The sequence below is a fragment of the Streptomyces sp. NBC_01775 genome, assembly GCF_035917675.1.
Lineage (GTDB): Bacteria > Actinomycetota > Actinomycetes > Streptomycetales > Streptomycetaceae > Streptomyces.
Genome location: NZ_CP109104.1, coordinates 5,430,141 through 5,450,923, shown reverse-complemented (window position 1 = coordinate 5,450,923; position 20,783 = coordinate 5,430,141). Strand labels below are relative to the sequence as shown.

At 69.8% G+C, this 20,783-nt stretch carries 16 protein-coding genes; 8 read left to right on the top strand and 8 right to left on the bottom strand.

Translation table 11 applies throughout. The features are described 5' to 3' along the window. Positions 1 to 42: 42 nt before the first annotated feature. Complete coding sequence (locus OHB04_RS24385) at positions 43 to 2,868, bottom strand: penicillin acylase family protein (protein WP_326808306.1); 2,826 nt, start codon at positions 2,866 to 2,868, stop codon at positions 43 to 45. A gap of 464 nt (positions 2,869 to 3,332) precedes the next feature. Here OHB04_RS24385 and OHB04_RS24380 point away from each other — a divergent pair, with 464 nt between their 5' ends. The 6 genes from OHB04_RS24380 to mscL all read left to right on the top strand — a co-directional run bounded on the left by OHB04_RS24380 (position 3,333) and on the right by mscL (position 9,510). Further along, a complete protein-coding gene (locus OHB04_RS24380; RefSeq protein ID WP_326809510.1) occupies positions 3,333 to 4,841 on the top strand; it encodes a potassium/proton antiporter in 1,509 nt (502 codons plus the stop codon). A 322-nt stretch (positions 4,842 to 5,163) separates the two neighbouring features. Beyond that, positions 5,164 to 6,543: an MFS transporter gene (locus tag OHB04_RS24375; protein WP_326808305.1), complete on the top strand. Its 1,380-nt coding sequence runs from the start codon at positions 5,164 to 5,166 to the stop codon at positions 6,541 to 6,543. A 118-nt stretch (positions 6,544 to 6,661) separates the two neighbouring features. Continuing rightward, positions 6,662 to 6,985: an FmdB family zinc ribbon protein gene (locus OHB04_RS24370; RefSeq protein WP_326692877.1), complete on the top strand. Its 324-nt coding sequence runs from the start codon at positions 6,662 to 6,664 to the stop codon at positions 6,983 to 6,985. A 66-nt stretch (positions 6,986 to 7,051) separates the two neighbouring features. Next, on the top strand, positions 7,052 to 7,888 hold the full coding sequence (locus OHB04_RS24365) for an S-methyl-5'-thioadenosine phosphorylase (protein ID WP_326689784.1): 837 nt from the start codon (positions 7,052 to 7,054) through the stop codon (positions 7,886 to 7,888). A gap of 341 nt (positions 7,889 to 8,229) precedes the next feature. Further along, positions 8,230 to 8,796, top strand: a complete 567-nt coding sequence (locus OHB04_RS24360) for an RcpC/CpaB family pilus assembly protein (protein WP_326808304.1) — start codon at positions 8,230 to 8,232, stop codon at positions 8,794 to 8,796. A gap of 147 nt (positions 8,797 to 8,943) precedes the next feature. Further along, on the top strand, positions 8,944 to 9,510 hold the full coding sequence (mscL, locus tag OHB04_RS24355; protein WP_326689782.1) for a large conductance mechanosensitive channel protein MscL: 567 nt from the start codon (positions 8,944 to 8,946) through the stop codon (positions 9,508 to 9,510). A 274-nt stretch (positions 9,511 to 9,784) separates the two neighbouring features. Here mscL and OHB04_RS24350 read toward each other — a convergent pair whose 3' ends face one another. Further along, positions 9,785 to 9,982 (bottom strand): hypothetical protein, encoded by a 198-nt coding sequence (locus OHB04_RS24350; protein WP_326808303.1) that lies wholly within the window; start codon positions 9,980 to 9,982, stop codon positions 9,785 to 9,787. A 47-nt stretch (positions 9,983 to 10,029) separates the two neighbouring features. Here OHB04_RS24350 and OHB04_RS24345 point away from each other — a divergent pair, with 47 nt between their 5' ends. Further along, positions 10,030 to 11,148, top strand: coding sequence for a P1 family peptidase (locus OHB04_RS24345; RefSeq protein ID WP_326689780.1), 1,119 nt, complete (start codon positions 10,030 to 10,032; stop codon positions 11,146 to 11,148). Between the two features lie 137 nt (positions 11,149 to 11,285). On the opposite strand, the gene OHB04_RS24340 is transcribed toward OHB04_RS24345, so the two are convergent. The 6 genes from OHB04_RS24340 to OHB04_RS24315 all read right to left on the bottom strand — a co-directional run bounded on the left by OHB04_RS24340 (position 11,286) and on the right by OHB04_RS24315 (position 19,771). After that, positions 11,286 to 13,406, bottom strand: a complete 2,121-nt coding sequence (locus OHB04_RS24340) for a PTS fructose transporter subunit IIABC (RefSeq protein ID WP_326689779.1) — start codon at positions 13,404 to 13,406, stop codon at positions 11,286 to 11,288. Next, positions 13,403 to 14,371: a 1-phosphofructokinase gene (gene pfkB, locus OHB04_RS24335; protein ID WP_326808302.1), complete on the bottom strand. Its 969-nt coding sequence runs from the start codon at positions 14,369 to 14,371 to the stop codon at positions 13,403 to 13,405. Before pfkB ends, OHB04_RS24340 begins: the two co-directional genes overlap by 4 nt. A 104-nt stretch (positions 14,372 to 14,475) precedes the next feature. Further along, positions 14,476 to 15,237, bottom strand: a complete 762-nt coding sequence (locus OHB04_RS24330) for a DeoR/GlpR family DNA-binding transcription regulator (RefSeq protein WP_326689777.1) — start codon at positions 15,235 to 15,237, stop codon at positions 14,476 to 14,478. A 279-nt stretch (positions 15,238 to 15,516) separates the two neighbouring features. After that, the gene (locus OHB04_RS24325; RefSeq protein ID WP_326808301.1) at positions 15,517 to 16,533 is read right to left on the bottom strand and encodes a sigma-70 family RNA polymerase sigma factor; all 1,017 of its coding nucleotides are present in this window, start codon (positions 16,531 to 16,533) and stop codon (positions 15,517 to 15,519) included. 565 nt (positions 16,534 to 17,098) lie between these two features. After that, positions 17,099 to 18,649, bottom strand: coding sequence for an MFS transporter (locus tag OHB04_RS24320; RefSeq protein ID WP_326689775.1), 1,551 nt, complete (start codon positions 18,647 to 18,649; stop codon positions 17,099 to 17,101). Between the two features lie 450 nt (positions 18,650 to 19,099). After that, complete coding sequence (locus OHB04_RS24315) at positions 19,100 to 19,771, bottom strand: TetR/AcrR family transcriptional regulator (RefSeq protein ID WP_326808300.1); 672 nt, start codon at positions 19,769 to 19,771, stop codon at positions 19,100 to 19,102. Positions 19,772 to 20,036: 265 nt separating this feature from the next. Here OHB04_RS24315 and wrbA point away from each other — a divergent pair, with 265 nt between their 5' ends. Next, entirely contained in the window at positions 20,037 to 20,705 is a 669-nt protein-coding gene (wrbA, locus tag OHB04_RS24310) for an NAD(P)H:quinone oxidoreductase (RefSeq protein ID WP_405804100.1), read from the top strand. The last annotated feature ends 78 nt before the right edge of the window (positions 20,706 to 20,783 follow it).

Below are 20,783 nucleotides of genomic sequence, written 5' to 3'. Positions count from 1 at the left end.
CCCTCAAAGGGCGGCCTCCGAGGGACTCTCCGGAGTGCGGCCTCAGGGCGTGAGGGCCATCTGGTCCTCGGTGGCCTTGTTGACGGCCTTCTCGCCGTAGGGCCACTTCAGGAGTTCACCCTTGGCCCATTTGTCGGTCTGGTCCGTGTAGTGCTCGTGATAGGCGTGACCGGATGCTCCGGTGAGGTTGATCCACCGGGAGTTGTCCAGGTCGTTCAGGTCGACGACCATCCGCATCGAGGGCACCCAGGTGACGTCGTATCCGCCTGCCGCGTTCCATCCGGTGGCGTTGACGGCGGCCTCGCCCCCGCCGAGGTCCCAGGGGCCCCGGTTGAAGACCCACTGCATGTAGCCGGGGCCCGAGGTGCCGATCGTCTGATGCTTCAGCATCAGCCGGTGCAGCCTGCCCCAGCTCCAGGTGTTGATGTCCTTGCCGAGCTTGGAGGTCAGCTCCCAGCGGGCGTCCTTCATGGCGTGCGCCAGCAGGTCGTCACGGTTCTTGTCGCCGTCGCGCCGCAGGGTGCCCTGGGTCTTCCACCACTCGCTGTCCGGATGCTTCACCAGTTTGCGAACCACCTCGAACCAGCGGTCGCCGCCGTCCGGCTGCGCCGTGTCGGCCGGGCGCTGCCCGCACTCGCGCACCAGGCGGGCGTTGCCGTCCAGGTCGTCGAGCGGACCGGACTCGTCGGAGGGTGCCACGTTCAGGCAGTCGCCCTTGACGCGCAGCTCCTTGGGGAGCTTGTTGCCGAAGGCGAGCATGAGGAGGTTGCGCCATACCGCGTTGAAGTAGGCGGCGGGGGCCGAGTCGGAGTCCTGGGTGTAGTCCCAGCCCTCCAGCAGTTCCTGCGCCTCGCGTACGTACTTGTCGTCGACCTCGATCTTCAACAGGTAGGGCACCAGCAGCTTGGCGATCTCGCTGCTGTTGTCCATCTGCATCGTCTCCATGTCGCCCATGGAGATCTTGCCGCCGTCCTTGATCTTCGACTGGATGAGGTCGTTGATCCGCTGGCTGCGCGCCCCGTAGCCCCAGTCGTCCGTCAGCAGGTAGGGGTATTTCTCGCGGTCCACGACGGCCTGGTTGGCGGTCACGATGTAGCCGCGCGACGGGTTGTACTCCCAGGGCAGGGAGCGCTGCGGGATGTACCCCTTCCACCGGTAGCGCCTGTCCCAGCCGGGTGCGGGGTAGCGCCCGTCGCCGGCGCCGCGCACCGGGATGCGGCCGGGTGCCTGGTATCCGATGTTGCCCTTGGTGTCGGCGTAGATGAGGTTCTGCGAGGGGACGGCGAAGCCGCTGGCGGCCTCGCGGAACTCCTTGAAGTTGCTCGCCTTGTTGAGCTTGAAGACGGAGTCCATGGTCTTGGAGGGCTCCAGGGCCGTCCATCTCAGCGACACCGCGTAGCCGTCGCCCCTGTCGGGTGCCGCGTTGCCGACGGGGGCCTCGTCACCGACCTTGCGCAGTTCCTTGTCGCGGTCGGAGACGATCGGCCCGTTGTTGGTCTCCCGCACGGTGATCTTGCGGCTCTTGCCGCCGGCGACCTTGATGGTCTCCTGCCGGGTGCGGTAGGGCACTTCCTTGCCGTCGTACAGGTACTTGCCGTCCTTGACCTTCTCCAGGTACAGGTCGGTCACGTCGGCGCCGAGGTTGGTCAGACCCCAGGAGATGTCCCGGTTGTGGCCGATGACGACTCCCGGCATGCCGGAGAAGGTGAAACCGGAGGCGTCGTAGGGGCAGGAGGCGTCGACGGTGCGGCAGTGCAGGCCCATCTGGTACCAGACCGAGGGCAGTTGCGGCGCCAGGTGCGGGTCGTTGGCGAGCAGAGGCTTGCCGGTGGTCGTGTATTTCCCGGAGACCACCCAGGAGTTGGAGCCGATCCCGCTGCCGTTGGGCCCGAGCAGACCGGGGATCTCGTCCAGCTTCTTGGCGACGGTGTCGAGTTGGGTGCCGGCACCCTGAGCGGCTTGTCCGGCGCCCTGAGCGCCGTTCCCGGCACTCCGGGCCCCGGGAGCCGGGGCGTCCCCCCCGGTGCCCGTGGAGGGCCCCTGCGAGCCTGTGCGGGACCGGGGGGCGCCGGGTCCCCCAGTCCCTCCTGCCCCGCCCCGGGAGCCGGGAGTGTCCTTGGCCTTCGGGTCGAACTTCTTGGTGGCCGGGTCCACCGCGCCCTTGTCGACGACGGGCTTGTTCCGGTCGTAGGGGTAGCTCGGGTACAGATCCTCGATCTGCTTCTTGGTCAGCCGGCTGGACATCAGCGCTCTGTCGGTCTCGTCCGACATGTTGCCGCGCAGGTCCCAGGCCATCGCCTTGAGCCAGGCCACGGAGTCGACCGGTGTCCAGGAGTGCGGCTTGTAGCCGTCGCCCTCCAGGTCGAGTGCCGCGTACTCGGCGGAGAGCGCCGAGCCCTTGTGGTTCTTGAGGTAGGCGTTGACACCCGCCGAGTAGGCCTTGAGGAAGTCCCTGGTCTTGGCCGGGAGTTGCTTGTACTCCTTCTCCGCGACCTCGCGCCATCCGAGCGTGCGCAAGAAGGCGTCGGTCTCCACCTGGCTGTCGCCGAACATCTCCGACAGACGCCCGGCGGTCATGTGGCGGCGTACGTCCATCTCCCAGAAGCGGTCCTGGGCCTGGACATAACCCTGAGCCAGGAAGAGGTCCTCGGCCTTGTCCGCGTAGATCTGGGGGATTCCGCTTCCGTCCCGCTTCACGCTCACCGGGGCGGCGAGGCCCTTGAGTTTGAGCGAGCCCGTCGTCTGCGGGAAGGAGTCGCGGACGGTACTGACGCCCCAGTAGGTCCCGCCTCCGATGCCTGCCACAAGCAGCAGCACGACTGCGATCACGATCAGACGGGCGCGTCGCGAGGTCTTCTTGGCGGGCATCGCTGTCCTTCGAGGGGGCAGGGCGGACCTTGGGCTGGGTGGCGGACGGGATCGATCCGTACGGAGCAACCATAGGACGACCTTCGGCGCGCCCGGACAGCGAGTCGCCAACTGCGGATCTCCGGGGTGGGCATATTCAAGCGATGGTAAATTGTTAGCTACCCAAACGAACTAGAGGTTCGGGGACAACTGTCCGGAAGCGGTGGGTCAGCCATGGGCAGGGCGTTAAGAATCCGTTAGGAAGACATCAGGAGGCCGTCAGAACGACCCGCACCGCCGCCGCCGTACCCCACGTGCCCGCCACCGGGTTCCCCGTCCGCCCCACCCGGACGCAGCCCTATGGCGGACCGGCCCACGGCCAACTCCCAAGAGCACACCGGATACACGCCGAACCGCACGGACCGCGCCCACCAGACACCGGCCGTGCACCGAGGAGAGAAGCCCCCGGAAGAGAGGACCGCGCCCTGACCGTCGACAGCCTCAACCAACTACTGCTCTTCAGCGCCCTCGTCCTGCTCGTCGCCGTCGCGGCCGTCCGCCTCTCCTCCCGCAGCGGGCTCCCCAGCCTGCTGATCTACCTCGGGATAGGCGTGGCCATAGGGCAGGACGGAATCGGATTCGGCTTCTCGGATGCCGAGCTGACCCAGGTTCTCGGATACGCCGCCCTTGTGGTGATCCTCGCCGAGGGCGGGCTCAGTACGAAATGGCGCGACATCCGACCTTCTGTCCCGGCGGCTGCCGTGCTGTCGACGTTCGGCGTCGGCGTGAGCGTCACCGTCACCGCCCTCGCGGCCCACTACCTGGTAGGGCTTCACTGGCAGGCGTCGCTCCTGATGGGCGCCGTGGTCTCCTCGACGGACGCCGCGGCGGTCTTCTCAGTGCTGCGCAAGGTGCCACTCCCCCGGCGGCTCACCGGAGTGCTGGAGGCCGAGTCCGGCTTCAACGACGCACCCGTCGTGCTCCTGGTCGTCACCTTCTCCTCGCTCGACGCCCTGCACCACCCCTGGTACTTCCTGGCCGGCGAGATCGTCATGGAACTGGCCATCGGCCTCCTGGTGGGACTGGTTGTGGGCAAGCTGGGTGAGTTGGGAATGCGCCATGTGGCACTGCCCGCCTCCGGCCTCTACCCGATCGCCGTACTGGCGCTGTGCGTGCTCGCGTACGCCGGGGGCGCCCTGGCGCACGGATCCGGATTCCTGGCGGTCTACGTCGCGGCGCTCATCCTCGGCAACGGAAAACTGCCGCACCGTCCCGCGGTGCGCGGCTTCGCGGACGGCATGGCCTGGATAGCGCAGATCGGACTGTTCGTCCTGCTGGGCCTGCTCGTCACTCCGCACGACCTGTGGAAGGACTTCTGGCCGGCCATGCTGATCGGGCTGGCACTGACCCTGGTCGCGCGCCCGCTTTCGGTCTTCCTCTGCCTGGAGCGGTTCCGCATCTCCTGGCAGGACAAGGTGCTGCTGTCCTGGGCAGGGCTGCGCGGCGCGGTGCCCATCGTGCTGGCGACCATCCCGATGGTCGCCGATGTCTCCGGAAGCCAGCGCATTTTCAACATCGTCTTCGTGCTGGTCGTCGTCTTCACCGTCCTCCAGGGCCCCAGCCTGCCCTGGCTCGCGCAGAAGCTGCGGCTGAACGAGGCGGACGAGGCGGAGGACGTCGACATCGAATCGGCGCCCCTGGAGCGGCTGCGGGGCCATCTGCTGTCCGTCTCCATCCCGGAGTCCTCCCGGATGCACGGCGTAGAAGTGGCCGAACTGCGCCTTCCCACGGGTGCGGCCGTCACCCTGGTGGTACGCGGCGGGACGAGCTTCGTCCCCTCGCCCACAACAGTGCTGCGCCACGGCGACGAACTGCTGGTGGTCGCGACGAACGAGGTCCGGGACGCCGCGGAGCGCCGCCTGCTGTCGGTCAGCCGGGGCGGCAAGCTCGCCGGATGGCTGGGCACGGGCGGGAGTACGGCTCTGCGGGGGTAGCTGCCGGGTCGAGGCGGGGCGGCCCGGAGTGGAGTGGAGTGGTCCGGCGTGGCCCGGGGTGGTCCGGTGTGGCTCAGGCCCTGCCGGGCCGCCGTCCCGGGCCCTCCGGCTCGCTTTACCCAAGCCTGACCAGAGCGGTTATCCTCATAACGGAAAGATTCACCCCAACTCTGTCTGAAGCAGAGCTGGCGCGACCGCTCGGCGGCCACGGTCCGACTGCCCACCCCGCAACGGACCGGGTATCTACCCCGGTCATGCGCGAGAGGACAGCTCTCGGCGCGTCACCGTGACACGCGCCACCAGGCGGCAGAAAGGCCCGGCCGTGGAAGCCCCGGCCACCACGACTGACGACGCGCGCCCCGACCGGCGCTCCCCCGAACGCCCCGGATACGGACACCTCCTGCGCACAGAAGGCGCCTGGTCCTTCCTCCTTCCCGGTTTTCTGGCCAGACAGCCCTTCGCGATGCTCACCATCGGCATCGTCCTGCTGGTGGAACACACCTCCGGCTCGTTCGGGCTGGCCGGGGCCGTGTCGGCCACGGCCGGCATTTCCATGGCCCTCATCGCGCCGCAGAGCGGCAAGCTCGCCGACCGCTTCGGCCAGGGCGCGGTGCTGGTGCCGCAGGTGTTCCTGCACGCGCTTGCCGTCGGCGTTCTGATCACGGTGGCGCTCCTGGACGCCCCCCTGTGGGTCTTGTTCGCGGCAACCGTCCCCGCCGGAGCCACCGCGCCGCAGATCAGTCCCATGGTGCGGTCCCGCTGGGCGGCGCGCCTGCGGGGCTCGCCCCTGATGAACACGGCTGCGGCCTTCGAGTCGGTGACGGACGAGTTCACGTTCGTCGTCGGACCGGTGCTGGCGACAGCGCTGTGCACCGGGGTTCATCCGGCTGCCGGACTGATCGCGGAGGCCACGGTCTCCCTCCTGGGAGGGCTGGTCTTCGCCGCGCAGCGCCGTACCCAGCCCGTCCCGGCCCGGGCCGGCCTCGCCCGGCGTCGGGGACCCGGCGAGGACGGCGAAGACCTCAAGGGGGCGAAGGGTTCCGTCGCACCGGATGAAGCCGGTTCTCCGGCGTCCGCGCTGGCCGTGCCCGGTACGCGGGTGCTGATCGCCGCCGTACTCGGCATCGGAATGGTCTTCGGCGGAATGCAGGTCTCCCTGACGGCGTTCACCGAGTCGACAGGGCAGCCGGGCATCAACGGCGTCATGTACGGCGTCTTCGCTGCGGGCAACATGCTGGCGGCGGTCGCCGTGGGCACCATCCGGTGGAAGCGCGGGCCGCAATCCCGGCTGCTGATTGCCTACCCCGCTCTCGTGGCGGCAGCGGCGCTGATGGCGGTGGCGTCGCAGCTGGGGCCGTGGACGGCGCTGCTGGGCGCGCTCGGAATGCTGACCGGACTGTGTGTGGCGCCGTGCATGATCACCTGTTTCACGCTGATCGAGACGCTGGTGCCCGCAGGAGCGCGTACCGAGGCGTTCACCTGGCTGACCGGAGCCATCGCGCTGGGCCAGGCCGCCGGTTCGACGGTGGCGGGCCAATTGGCGGACCGTGCGGGAGCCGTCACCGGATTCCTCGCCCCTTTCGCCGGAACAGGCTTGGCGCTCCTTGTGCTGCTGGCCTTCCGGAAGGCGCTCCGTTCCCCGGACAGCGGGCGGGTGGCGGCGCGTGGGCTGGGTCACCGAACGGCGGTCCCGGTGGACTGACGCGCGGGAATACTGCACTATGGACCGTCGTTAGCACTCAACGAGTGAGAGTGCCAGGAGGAAGAACGTGCCGACGTACCAGTACCAGTGCACCGAGTGCCGCGAGGGCCTCGAAGTGGTGCAGAAGTTCACGGACGACTCGCTGACCGTGTGCCCGAACTGCGAGGGGCGCCTCAAGAAGGTCTTCTCGGCCGTCGGCATCGTCTTCAAGGGCTCCGGCTTCTACCGCAACGACAGCCGCAGCTCCTCATCGAGCAGCAGCCCTGCCCCGGCCGGCTCCTCCTCGGACTCGTCCGCCAAGAACAGCGACTCCAAGGGCTCGGATTCCTCGTCCTCCTCGTCCACCTCGGACTCGTCCTCGTCCAGCTCCTCCTCTTCGGAGTCGAAGTCCTCGGGGAAGAGTGAGAGCAAGAGCACTCCGAAGGCGAGCACGTCGGCCTGAGACCGGCCCTGACGCCCCTCACGGCCCCCTGCCAGGGGGGCCTACGCGCCCCTTTAGGGTGACGGCATGAGCGAACAGGCAGAGATCGGCGTCATCGGCGGATCCGGCTTCTACTCCTTCCTCGACGACGTGACCGAGGTCACAGTAGAAACGCCGTACGGACCTCCGAGCGACTCCCTCTTCCTTGGTGAGACCGGCGGCCGGCGGGTGGCCTTCCTCCCCCGGCACGGGCGCGGCCACCACCTGCCGCCCAACCGCATCAACTACCGCGCCAACCTGTGGGCGCTGCGCTCCGTGGGAGTACGCCAGGTCGTCGCGCCCTGCGCTGTCGGCGGCCTCCGGCCCCAGTACGGACCAGGCACGCTTGTGATCCCCGACCAACTCGTGGACCGCACGAAGTCGCGGGTCCAGACCTACTTCGACGGCGAGCCGCTGCCCGACGGCAGCGTGCCCCAGGTCATCCACGTCACCTTCGCCGATCCGTACTGCGAGACGGGCCGCCAGGCTGCCCTGCGTGCGGCGCGGGGACAGGGCTGGGAAGCGGTCGACGGGGGCGCGATGTGTGTGATCGAGGGCCCTCGCTTCTCCACGCGCGCCGAGTCGCTCTGGCATGCCGCGCAGGGCTGGTCGGTGGTGGGCATGACGGGCCACCCCGAGGCGATCCTGGCCCGGGAGCTGGAGCTGTGCTACTCCTCGCTGGCGCTGGTCACGGATCTGGACGCGGGGGCGGAGACCGGCGAGGGCGTCTCCCACGAGGAGGTGCTGCGGGTCTTCGGCGAGAACGTGGGCCGCCTGCGCGATGTCCTCTTCGACGCGGTGCGCGAACTGCCCACCGCCGACGAACGCAAGTGCGCCTGCGGTGCGGCACTGGGCGGGCAGGAGCCGGGCTTCACACTGCCCTGAGACTCTCAGGACGTCGGGGGCTTGAGGGCGCTTGGGCCTGCGGCCTGGGGCCTGGGCTCGCGAGCCGCCGGGGGCCGGGCTGCGGTGAACCGCGGGGGTCCATGGGGCGGAAGCCCGCGGGGCGTGGGGGCCCGTGGGGCGTGGGGGCCCGTGGTGAGGCGTGGGGCCCGTGGGGCGTGGAGCGGCCATTCTGGGGTGCGGAGGGACACGTTCGGGTGGCGGGGTTATCCACAAAAGCCACGCCGTCCACAGATCTCAGGGCCCGTCAGCGGGATTTCGCAGGCGAGGGCAATCTAGCCACAGAAGGCCGTGACCAGGCGGTACTTCACCTGTGATGGCTGGTGGTGAGCGCTGTGCCCCGATCCCGAAGCTCTTTTCCGTCCCGTACGTCCCTCTCCGCGCCTGTCCCCGGGTTCCCGCCCGTGCGGGCGGGACGGGGCAGCCGCAGGTCGCGCCGCCGAGGCGCGCCGGCCCCCCGGCGGCGGGTGCTGTCAGCCGGGCTGGCGGTCTGTGCCGCGGGAATCGCGGTCGCCGTCCCCGACAGCGGCACGGCGCGGGAGAGCGAGCCCCGGCGGGCGGACGGGCGCGGGCCTGCCAGTGAGAGATCTGTCACGCCTCAACCGTCGGATCCGGCTGCGGTATCCGCCCCGGTCCGGATCTCCGACGCGGCCACGGTCCGTCTGCTGAGCCCTGGCGACCGGATCGATGTGCTGGCGAGCGAATCCAAGAACGCTTCGGCACGGATGGTGGCCAGAAGTGTCCGAGTGGTCCAGGTGCCGAAGTCCAGCGACACTGTCACGGGCGATGAAGCCGATGGTGCGCTGATCGTGGTTGCCGTGACCCGGCGGACGGCGACGGCCCTCGCGGGTGCCGCGGCGGAATCCCGGCTGGCGGTGACGCTGTGCTGAGCCGTGACCGCTCCCGACCTCCTTGTGGCCCCTGTTCTCGGGGGTGCGCATGCCGTCAGCGCCGTTCGCACACGTTCCACGGTGTGCGTGCCACCCGCTTCCCGCCCGTCGTCGTCAGCACCGTCAGGTTGTGGAAGAGGCAGTTCGTTGAGCAACGAGAAAACCCCCGAGAAAAACGGCATCCTGACCGGGTTCAGGGAGTTCCTGATGCGCGGCAACGTGGTCGAGCTGGCCGTTGCCGTTGTCGTAGGAACGGCCTTCAGCAAGATCGTGGATGCCGTCGTCAAGGGGTTCATCAACCCGTTGGTGGGGGCCGTCGGCACACAGGACCTGGACAAGTACAACTCGTGTCTCAAGGGCCCGTGCTCGATCGACAGCAGCGGCGAGGCAAAGGGCGTCGTACTGAACTGGGGCCCGGTCCTCAGCGCCACGCTGACGTTCATGATCACGGCGGCTGTCGTCTACTTCCTCATGATCCTGCCCATGAACAAGTACAAGGAGCGGCAAGCCGCCAAGGCAGGCCCGGTCGAGGTCCCCAAGACCGAGATCGAGCTGCTCACGGAGATCCGCGACGTGCTGGTCGCGCAGCGCACCGGCGAGCCCGGGAGCGATGGCTCCACACCGGCCTCCGCACCGGCCTCCGCCTCGCCCGAGAGCGGCTCGGACGCGTCGGTGGCACGGCAGCGCGACGGGGGCGTCAGTACGGACAAGTAGCGCGAGGGCGCCCGAGGGCCTCCGGAGCGCCAGGCGGCAGGCGGAGCGGGGTTGTCGCGGCCGTGTATTCACGCCTCGGGGCCGTGTGGGAGTGGCTCATGAGGACGGCGAGGCGGCGGCTGAGCCGGGTGGGAATCCTGCACGGGGCGGCGCCCCGGAGCCGGGTGGCACGCCTGAGTCCGAGCCGGGCGGTGTGCCGCTTTCGGGTGGTGGATGGTGCTGCGCGGTGGCCCTGGGGCCGCAGGGGCTGCAAGGCTTTGCCGTGGCGCCGGGTTCAGATGTGGTGGGGCGGCTTCTCGGCGAGAAAGCGCGCGAGGTCCGACTCCTCGCCCCCGGCGCCGCCCGTTCCCTCGCCCCAGCCCTGGTCGGTGTCGTCGGATGACGGCCGGCTCAGCGGGTCGTCGAAATCCAGCGAGGCGGCAGCGTCCCGCCGCCGCTTCTGCCTGCCGGGGGACTGCGGATCGACGCTCATGCCTCAAGCGTACGACCACCGAACCGACTGCCTGGTATCCATGCTTCATGGATACTCACGACGCTCAGGGAACGCGTGCTCCGAGGGACGCGCTGACCGACGTGCCCGGTCTGCGCGTGGGTCACGCGCAGCGGACGGACGACGGTTGGCTGACGGGCACGACAGTGGTGCTGACCCCCGAGAACGGCGCCGTCGCAGGGGTGGACGCCCGGGGTGGGGCGCCGGGCACCCGCGAGACCGACGCCCTGGATCCGAAGAACATAGTGGAGCGGATCCACGCCGTCGTCCTCAGCGGCGGAAGCGCGTTCGGTCTCGACGCGGCCTCAGGTGTGATGGCCTGGCTGGAGGAACAGAGCCGCGGCGTACGGGTCGGCCCGGACCCCTCGCAGGTGGTGCCGGTGGTGCCGGCGGCGGTCATCTTCGATCTGGGGCGCGGGGGCCGCTGGAAAGCAAGGCCGGACGCGAGTCTGGGCAGGAAAGCGGTGGAGGAGGCGGCGGCCACCGCACCCGGGGCACCGGTGGCGGAAGGCTGTGTGGGTGCCGGGACGGGGGCGGTCGTCGGCGGGCTCAAGGGCGGAATCGGCACCGCCAGCACGACACTGCCCTCCGGCGCGGTCGTCGGCGTCCTGGTCGCACTCAACGCCGCGGGCTCGGCGACAGATCCCGCCACGGGCGCCCTCTACGGCGAACTGACGGGTGGCGTTCCGCGGATCCCGACGGAGGACGAGCACGCCGAGGCGGAAATGCTGCTGGCGGAGGCGCGGGAGGAGACCGGCCGGCGGACGGCGGGATCGCTGCGGCCGACCCTCAACACGACGCTGGCGGTGGTGGCGACCGACGCGTCCCTCACCCGCCCGCAGGCGCAGCGCCTGGCGGGCAGCGCGCACGACGGGCTGGCCCGGGCGGTGCGTCCGATCCATCTGATGCACGACGGGGACGCCGTCTTCGCGCTGTCGACGGGGGAACGGCAACCGGTCGAGGGGGAGTTCAACGACGTGCTGGCGGCGGGGGCCGACGTGGTGACCCGGGCGGTGGTGAAGGCAGTCCGCGCGGCGGAGGGCGTGGACGGGCCGGGCGGCGTCTTCCCCTCGTACCGCGACCTTTACGGCGAGGTGCCGCCGGATCCTTACGCCGAGGACTTCCCGGAGGACGGCCCGGCCGACTGACCTCGGCAGGCCTGCTGGGCCGGCCAGTTCGGCGCGGATGCCCGCCGGTGTGCCGGTCGTCCGCGCGGGCGGGCCTGGCGACGCCCCGTACTCGCAGGACGGGGCCGCCACCAGGCGGGCCGGGCGGGGACGACGGTTCAGGCCGCCGTGGGAACGCGTGTCTCTTCGCTCTTCTCAGAGGCTGTGCCCTGTGGCTTGGCAGCCGTTTTGCGGGCGCCCTTGAGCAGCACGGTCAGACCGGCGGTGACGATGGTCCCGGCGGCGATGGCGACGAGGTAGAGCAGCGGGGAGCCGATCAGCGGCACCACGAAGATGCCGCCGTGCGGGGCCCTGAGCGTGCTTCCGAAAGCCATCGAGAGCGCACCGGTGACCGCGCCGCCCGCCATGGAGGCAGGGATGACGCGCAGCGGGTCGGCGGCGGCGAACGGGATGGCGCCCTCGGTGATGAAGGAGGCGCCCAACACCCAGGCGGCCTTGCCGTTCTCCCGCTCGGTCTTGGTGAAGAGCCCGCCGCGCACTGTCGTGGCGAGGGCCATGCCCAGGGGCGGCACCATTCCGGCGCCCATGGCGGCTGCCATCACCATCAGGCTGCCGTTGCCGGGGTCGGCGCTGGCGATGCCGCCGGTGGCGAAGGCATAGGCGACCTTGTTGACCGGGCCGCCCAGGTCGAAGCACATCATCAGGCCGATCAGCAGACCCAGCAGGATGGCGTTGGTGCCGGTGAGCCCGCCGAGCCAGTCGGTCATGGCCTTCTGCGCGGTGGCGATGGGCTTGCCGATCACGACGAACATCAGCGCCCCGACGATCGCCGAGGAGATCAGGGGGATGACGACGACCGGCATGATGCCGCGCAGCACGGGCGGGATGCTGACCTTCTGGATGGCCATGACCAGTGCACCGGCGAGCAGTCCGGCCACCAGGCCGCCGAGGAAGCCCGCTTCGATCTGCACGGCGACCGCGCCGCCCACGAAGCCGGGCACCAGCCCGGGCCGGTCCGCCATGCCGTAGGCGATGTATCCGGCGAGGACAGGCACGAGGAAGCTGAAGGCGAGCCCGCCGACCTGGTTGAGGAGCGCGGCCCAGCTGTGGACCTCGGTCCACACGAAGTGGTCGGCGACGGACTTGGCGTCGGCGATCTCGTAGCCGCCGATGGCGAAGGAGAGCGCGATCAGCAGTCCGCCGGCCGCGACGAACGGCACCATGTAGCTGACGCCGGTCATCAGCCAGGTGCGCAGCCGGGTACCGAAGCTGTCTCCTGGTGCCCCGCCGCTGTCCATGGGTGCGGTGGTCGAAACGGCGGCGGTGACGTCGCCCCGCTCGGCCTTGGCACGGGCTTCGGCGATGAGTTCGGCGGGGCGGTTGATGGCAGCCTTCACACCGACGTCGACGGTGGGCTTGCCCGCGAAGCGGTCGCGCTCCCGTACTTCCACATCATGAGCGAAGATCACAGCGTCGGCGGCGGAGATGAGGCCCGGGGCAAGCCGTTCGAAGCCCGCGGAGCCCTGAGTCTCGACGGTGATCTCGACCCCTCGGCCGCTCTCCTCGGCCGCACGCTCCAGGGATTCGGCGGCCATGTAGGTGTGGGCGATGCCCGTGGGGCAGGAGGTGACGGCGACGATCCGGAAAGGAGCGGCGGTCCCGGAGGTGTCCTGGGCCTGGGTCTCCGATGCCCCGGCGTGCTGGTCCGATGGTTCCGGCCGGCCGTTTTCCGGTGCCGGAGAGCGGGGCGGAGTCTCGTCGGTCTCCTGCGACGTGTCGGCCGACGGAGTGGGCTCGGTGGCCTCGGCTGTCGGTTCCGGGGCAGGGGTGGCGGCGGGGGCTTCGCCGCGTATGAGTGCGGCGGCGCGGTCCGGGTCGGTGACGGCGCGCAGGGCGGCGGTGAAGTCAGGGTCCGCGAGGTGCCGCGCCAGCGAGGACAGGATGCTGAGGTGGTCGCTGTCGGCGCCGTCCGGTGCGGCGATCAGGAAGATGAGATCGGCCGGCCCGTCGGTGGCCCCGAAGTCGATGGGCGCGGGCGCTCGCCCGAAGCCCAGGGTGGGCTCGGTGACATGGGCGCTGCGGCAGTGCGGGATGCCGATGCCCCCTTCGAGACCGGTCGGCATCTGGGCCTCGCGTGCGGCGACGTCGGCGAGGAAGCCGTCGAGGTCTGTGACACGGCCGAGTGCCACCATCCGCTCCGCGAGCGAGCGTGCTGCTTCGTCCTTGGTAGGTGCGGAAAGATCGAGATCGACCAGCTCCGCGGTTATCAACTGGCTCATCGAACGGCTCCGTTGACGTTGTGGGACAGGGGGAGGTCCAGGGGGACGTGGGTGGTGAGGGTGACCGTTTCCGGACGGACGTCGTCCGGGCTCGGCATCTGGCTGCCTGGCAGCTGCACCGCTGCCGCACCGTGTGCGACGGCGGAGACCAGTGCTTCGGCGCGGGCTCCGCCCGCTGCGAGGAAGCCCGCGAGCGAGGCGTCGCCCGCGCCGACATCGCTGCGGACGGAGGCGACGGGGGCGGTGGCGAAGTAGGCGCCGGTGGTGTCGACGAGGAGTTGTCCCGTGGCACCGAGGCTGGCCAGCACCGCCCCCGCGCCTGCCTCCCGCAGGTCCTCGGCCGCCTTGATCGCGTCGCCGACGGTGGCGAGGGGGCGGCCGACGGCCTCGGCGAGTTCGTCGGTGTTGGGCTTGACGACATCGGGCCGTGCGGCGAGGGCCGCACGGAGCGGTGGGCCCGAGGTGTCGAGGGCCACGCGCACGCCTGCCGAGCGGGCTCGGGTGACGAGGGCCGCGTACCACTGGTCGTCGAGGCCGCGGGGGAGACTGCCGCAGCACACGAGCCAGGACGCGTGGTGGCTGAGTGCCTCGGCGGCGACGGTGTCCAGCAGGGCCCGGGACTCGTCGCCGTCGAGGTCGGGGCCGGCCGCGTTGATCTTGGTGAGGGTTCCGTCCGGCTCGGCGAGAGAAATGTTCACCCTGGTCGAACCGCGGACGGGTACCCCGGCCACGTCGATCCCGAGGTCACCGAGGAGCTGGGCCAGGAGGGCTCCTTCGGGACCGCCGAGCGGGAGCACCGCGACCGTGCGGTGCCCGGCGGCGGCCACCGCGCGGGACACGTTGACGCCCTTGCCGCCGGGGTCCACCCGGTCGCCGCCGGCCCGCAGCACATTCCCCCGGCCGAGGACCGGTATCTCGTACGTGCGGTCCAGGCTGGGGTTCGGGGTAACGGTGAGGACGGTCATACGGGAGTTCCAGTCAGTGGTCTCGGCGGTGCGGGAGAAGGGGCGTGAGCGGGATGGAGGGAACAGAGGGATGTGGAGGCAAAGGGGGTGATGACGGCCACGGCTCACACCCGCTTGACGCAGGTGCCCTGCGCCTCGATCAGACGCGCGTCGTCGGGGCCCAGGCCGGTATCGGTGATGAGGAGGTCGACTTGTGAGAGGTCGCCGAAACGGGCGAAATGTTCCTGGCCCGCTTTGGTGGAGTCCGCCAGGAGGACCACGCGCCGCGCCGCGGCCATGATCGTGCGCTTGACGGCGGCCTCGGCGAGGTCGGGGGTGGTGAGCCCGCCGTCGAGGGAGAAGCCGTTGGTGGCAAGAAATAGTACATCTGCCTTGATCTCGCCATAGTTCCGCAAGGCCCACGCGTCGACAGCGGCCCGGGTGCGGTGCCGGACCCGTCCGCCGACGATATGCAGCTCGATCCGGGGGTGATCGGCGAGCCGGGCCGCCGTGGGGAGAGCGTGGGTGACGACTGTGAGCGCGGCGTCCAGGGGGATGGCCGTCGCCAGCCGGGAGGTGGTGGTGCCCGCGTCGAGCACCACGCTCCCCTCGGCGGGCAGCTCCTCGACGGCAGTCTGCGCGATGCGCTCCTTCTCGTCGGTGGCGGCGGACTCGCGGGCCGCCAGGTCGGGCTCGAAGTCGAGCTGCCCGGCGGGGATGGCACCCCCGTGCACACGGCGGACGAGGCCGGCCCGGTCGAGGGCCTTGAGATCGCGGCGCACCGTCTCGGCAGTGACATCGAACTCGGTGGCCAGCGAGAGCACGTCGACCCGGCCGTTCTCCCGCGCGATTCGGAGGATGGCCTGCTGACGCTCCGGTGCGTACATGTGGATTCAGGTCCGTTCTATGCCCGCTCATGTGACTTATCGGCGAGGTTACGGCGAGCTTGGCGCAAAGTAAACACACTCGGGCATTCACCCGGGCACGGACCAACATCCGGGGGCGCCACGGGAGGGCTGGGGCTCCGAGCGGGTGGCGGCGAGGGGTCGGGTGGTGAGGGTGGAGGTGGGCGGGGGGCGGGGGCCCGGGGAGGGGAAGCGGACAGGAAAGAGCCCCGGCGCTCGGGGGAAGGCACCGGGGCTCGTCTGTGGGACGGGGGCTGTGGGTTACGCCGCCGCGTCGAAACCCGTGTCGTGGGCCATCTTCTTCAGCTCCAGCAGGGCGTGCTTCTCGATCTGGCGGATGCGCTCACGCGTCAGGCCGTGCTGCTTGCCGACCTCGGTCAGTGTGCGCTCGCGGCCGTCGACCATTCCGTAGCGGGCCTTGATGATCGAGGCCGTACGGTCATCGAGCCTGCCTATGAGCTCGTCCAGCTCTTCCCGTCGCAGCACGGTGAGCACCGACTGTTCGGGCGAGGCCGCGGAGGTGTCCTCCAGCAGATCACCGAACTGGGTCTCACCCTCGTCGTCGACCGACATGTTCAGGCTGACCGGGTCTCGGGCCCAGTCGAGGACATCGGTGACGCGCTCGGGGGTGGAGCTGAGCTCCTGGGCGATCTCTGCCGGCTCCGGATCGCGGCCGTGCTCGCGATTGAATTCGCGCTGCACTCGCCGTATCCGGCCCAGCTCCTCCACAAGGTGGACGGGGAGCCGGATGGTGCGGGACTGGTCGGCGATCGAGCGGGTGATGGCCTGGCGGATCCACCACGTCGCGTAGGTGGAGAACTTGAAGCCCTTGGTGTAGTCGAACTTCTCCACGGCGCGGACGAGGCCCGCGTTGCCCTCCTGGATCAGGTCCAGCAGGGGCAGGCCGCTGCGTGGGTAGCGGCGGGCGACGGCGACGACAAGACGGAGGTTGGACCGGATGAACACATCCTTGGCGCGCTCTCCCTCGGCGACGACCCCTTCCAGCTCTTCGCGGCTCGCCTTCGCGCTGGGCGAGTCACCCGCGAGGGGCTCCTCGAGGCCGTCCAGGATCCTCTGGGCGTAGACGCCCGCCTCTATCCCGAGCGACAGCTCGACTTCCTTCGCGGCGTCCAGCAGCGGCGTCCGGGCGATCTCGTCGAGATACATGCCGACCAGGTCGCGGTCCGCGACTTCGCTGCCGGCGGCGCGAACACTGCCTGCCGTGTCAGAGACACCGGTCGCGCGCTCCTGACGACGGGCGACGGCACGGGTTGCCATGCGTGCTCCCTTGCGAGTGGTCTAAAGCTTGGCCTGGTGGCTTGTTGGACACTCCCCGAGTGCCCGTCCTGCGTAGATGTCAACGGCTGGAATCCGGACTAAATTCCCAACTCGCGCATCATTTTTCGGATCATGCAGTACCCTGTGCGACCACTCATGCGGGCTCGACGGTGACAGAGCGCGCTAATGCGCTGGTCGGAGCGGCATCGAGGCCGCCCACGTTCGGGGCCTGGAACCCTGGAGGGACGTCGCTTTCGGCCGTCCGTTCACCTGTGTAGACGGCGGAAGCCCCCTCTTGGTTGCGTGGCGTCCACAAGGTCACCTCATGGTCACCGCGTCTGCGGCCGGACAGCACTGAGGCGGCCCCCGCACGCGTGGTGCGGGGGCCGCCTCAGTGGGTGACGCGGTCCGGCCCCATCCTCGGGCCGCTCCGGCTCGCTCAGCCCTCAGCCGGAGCCCTCGATATCCGAGGGTCTGGATGAGGGCCACAGACGTCCTGGCGCCCCCTCCAGTCGCCTGGAACAGGGTTGGAGACGGAAGCGCCCGGACGCCGCTCGACCGTCGCTCAGTGCATCGCCACCAGCACGGGCTCCGGTTCGCCGGAACCGTCGGCCGGTGCCTCACCGTCGGAAGCCTTCTCCACGGCGCCGCCCTGGCTCCGCGTGTTCACGAAGACCGCGACGATGGCGGCGGAGACGAGCAGGATGCCGACCGCCCACCAGATCGCCGAGGTGTAGCCGTGCACCATGGCCTCCAGCTTCAGCATCTGCTGTGCCGGCTTGGTGGTGGCCCCCGCGACGTGCGAGGTGACGTACGCGGTGGTGGCGCTCGCCGCGATGGTGTTCAGGAGCGCGGTGCCGATGGCGCCGCCCACCTGCTGCGAAGTGTTGACCATCGCGGACGCCACACCGGCGTCGGTCGATCGCACCCCGTGCGTGGCCAGTGACATCGCGGGCATGAAGGCCGTACCCAGGCCCAGGCCGAGCAGGACCTCTGCGGGCAGGATCAGCGCCGGGTAGGAGCTGTCCACCTCCAGCTGGGTCAGCAGCAGCATGCCCAGCGCCGCGACCAGGAAGCCGGGCATCATCAGCATGCGCGGCGGGACCCGCGTCATCAGGCGGGCGCCGATCTGCGTGGATCCGGCGATCATTCCGGCGACCATCGGGAGGAAGGCCACACCGGTGCGGACCGGTGAGTAGTCCTTGACGATCTGGAGGTAGTACGTCAGGAAGAGGAACAGCCCGAACATCGCGATGGTGGCCAGGCCCAGCGACAGGAAGACCCCGCCACGGTTGCGGTCGGTGACCACGCGCAGCGGCAGCAGCGGCGCCCTGACCTTGGACTCGACGAGCGCGAAGGCGCTCAGCAGCACGGCAGAGGCCACGAACATGCCGATCGTGCCGCCCTCGCTCCAGCCTTCCGACTCGGCGCGGGTGAATCCGTAGACGAGGGAGACCAGGCCGAGCGTGGAGAGGACGACGCCGGGGATGTCGAGTGCCGAGCGGTTGCGCGCGGCCTTGGGCTCGCGGACGACCAGTACGGCGCCGACGGCGGCGATCACGGCGAACGGGATGTTCACGTAGAACGTCCAGCGCCAGTTCATGTACTCGGTGAGGACGCCGCCCAGGATCAGGCCGATGGCGCCGCCACCGCCGGCGATGGCGCCGTAGATGCCGAATGCCTTGGCCCGCTCCTTGCCGTCGGTGAACATCACGGCGAGCAGGGACAGGGCAGCCGGCGCGAGCAGTGCGCCGAAGGCGCCCTGGAGCGCGCGTGCGCCCAGCAGCAGGGCCTCGTTGGTGGCGGCGCCGCCGATCGCCGAGGCCGCCGCGAAGCCGATGAGCCCGGTGACGAAGGCCTGCTTACGGCCCCACATGTCGGCGATCCGGCCGCCGAAGAGCAGCAGTCCGCCGAAGGCGAGGGCGTAGGCGGTGATGACCCACTGCCGGTTGGCGTCGGATATACCCAGGTCGGTCTGGGCGGAGGGGAGCGCGATGTTCACGATCGTCGCGTCCAGGACGACCATGAGCTGCGCGATGGCGATGAAGGCGAGGGCCTTCCATCTCCGGGGATCGGGCCCGGCCTGTGTGGCGGCTGGGGAGGGTGCTTCTGGCATGGGTGTGTCTACCTCACGGTGCGGATTAGGAAAAACGGACTGCTGTGGGTCTGTTTATGGATATGTGCGCCTACAGATGCGTACGAGCCCCCTGTGCTCGTACGAATGCGTAGCAACGTGTACGTAGGTAAATGGAGTGACTGAAGTGACAGAGGTGTCGAAGTGCCTGGAGGTCCCAGCCCGTGAGCCGGAGGTCTCGGGCTGTGGTGGGCTGAAGACCCGGTCGCCGAGCCAGATGGTGAGCGTCCCCCGCCCGGCCACTGGCTGCTTTTCCGGCTTCCTCCGGTCGTTTCCTCCGGCCTGCATCCTCCGGTCGCTGTTTTCGCGGCCTGCCCTGCTTCGCGGCCACCATCCGGTGGCCGTCCGCTTCAGCCACTCGACGGTGCGAGGTCGCGCACCCGTCGAGCGCTCGGCCGCTGCTTCGCCCTCAGCGGGGCGGCTGCCCGCCGGTCAGTTCTCTTGTCGCAGTTCCTCCAGGGTCGCGGCGTGGCCGGGGAGTTCGGATTTGGCGGGTGCGCGCAGCCCGTCGAGGAAGAGCTGCACATGGCGCTCGACGAAGCGTTCGATCCCCTGGCATCCGACGCCTGGGAGCGGACGGGTGAGCTGACTGAGGGTGATCATGATGTCGCCGACGTCGATGTCGTCGCGCACCGCACCGGCGCGCTGCGCCCGGCGGATGAGGTCCTTGGTCAGCTTCTCGACCTTTACGCGTGCCGCCAGGCACTCGGGATCCGAGGGGTCGAAGCGACCGGAGAGCATGGGACAGAGCGCGCCGATGCGCTCTGCCGCCGCCCCGAAGACGTAGCTGCGCAGGGCCTCGAAGGGGTCATCCTCTTGGGCCAGCGCTTCCTCCGCCCGGTTCGCGATCCGCTCGGTGACGAAGTGCATGACTCCGTGGATCAGCGTGTCGCGGTCCGGGAAGTGGCGGTAGAGGGTGGCGTTGCCGACGCCCGCCGTGCGTGCGATCTCATCCAGGGACGCGTCCGCCCCGTGGACGACGAAAGCCTCGCGTGCGGCGTTGAGGATGCGCTCGCGGTTGCGGGCGGCGTCGGCACGCGCCTTGGGCGCGGCACCGGTCGCGGTGCCCCGCTTGGCGGCGATGGTGGCGCTCGCGCTGCTCATGCTGCGCTCCTCGTGGTCGTCGTCCGGCGTGTCCCGCCGGTTGTGGTGCCTGGGTCGTACGTGGCTTGTACGTGGGTCGTGCTGTGCCATCCCCCATCCGGGGACCGTGTCCCCGTTTCGTGGAGACGCCTATGTAAACGGGGACGCGATCCCCGGTTATTTCCCTGCCTCGTGTGACTCACGTCACCCGTAAGATCCTGATCCGATTCCGGGATATCGGAGCGCCGTCAGCGAAAACTTTTAAAGTTCAACCAGACACCAGGCGATGCCACCGCACATCGAGAACGGAGTCACCATGGCCACACCCACCTCCCCGTCCGCACCCGTGAAGCTCGCCGTCATCTACTACTCGGCGACCGGAACCGTCGCCACGATCGCCAAGGAGATGACTGAGACGGCGAAGAGGGCGGGCGCCGACGTACGGCTGTGCCGCGTACGGGAGTTGGCCCCGCAAGAGGCCGTCGACTCGAACCCCGCCTGGGCCGAGAACGCCCGCGCCACGGCCGACCTCCCGGAGGCCACCCCGGACGACATCGCCTGGGCCGACGCCGTCCTCTTCGGGTCCCCGACGCGCTACGGGAACGTCACCTCGCAGCTCAAGCAGTATCTGGACACGCTCGGCCCCCTCTGGCAGGAGGGCAAGCTGGCCGACAAGGTCTACAGCGGCTTCACCTCTTCCGCGACGCTGCACGGCGGTCAGGAGAGCACCCTGCTGGCGCTCTACAACACCGTCCACCACTTCGGCGGCATCGTCGTGGCTCCCGGATACACGGACCCGTCGAAGTTCGTGGACGGCAACCCCTACGGCACCTCGCACGTCGACGCACAGGGCCAGAGTCCGGTCGACGGCACCACGCTGAAGGCCGCACGGGTGCAGTGCGAGCGGGTCATCCGTATCTCCCAGGCCCTCACCTCCGGCCTCGCAGCGAGCTGACGTCAGCGTCGCCCTTTTCCGGCATCCTCCGGTGGCGCCACTGGACTGGACCCATGAAGTTCCGCGTGCCGTCTGGTA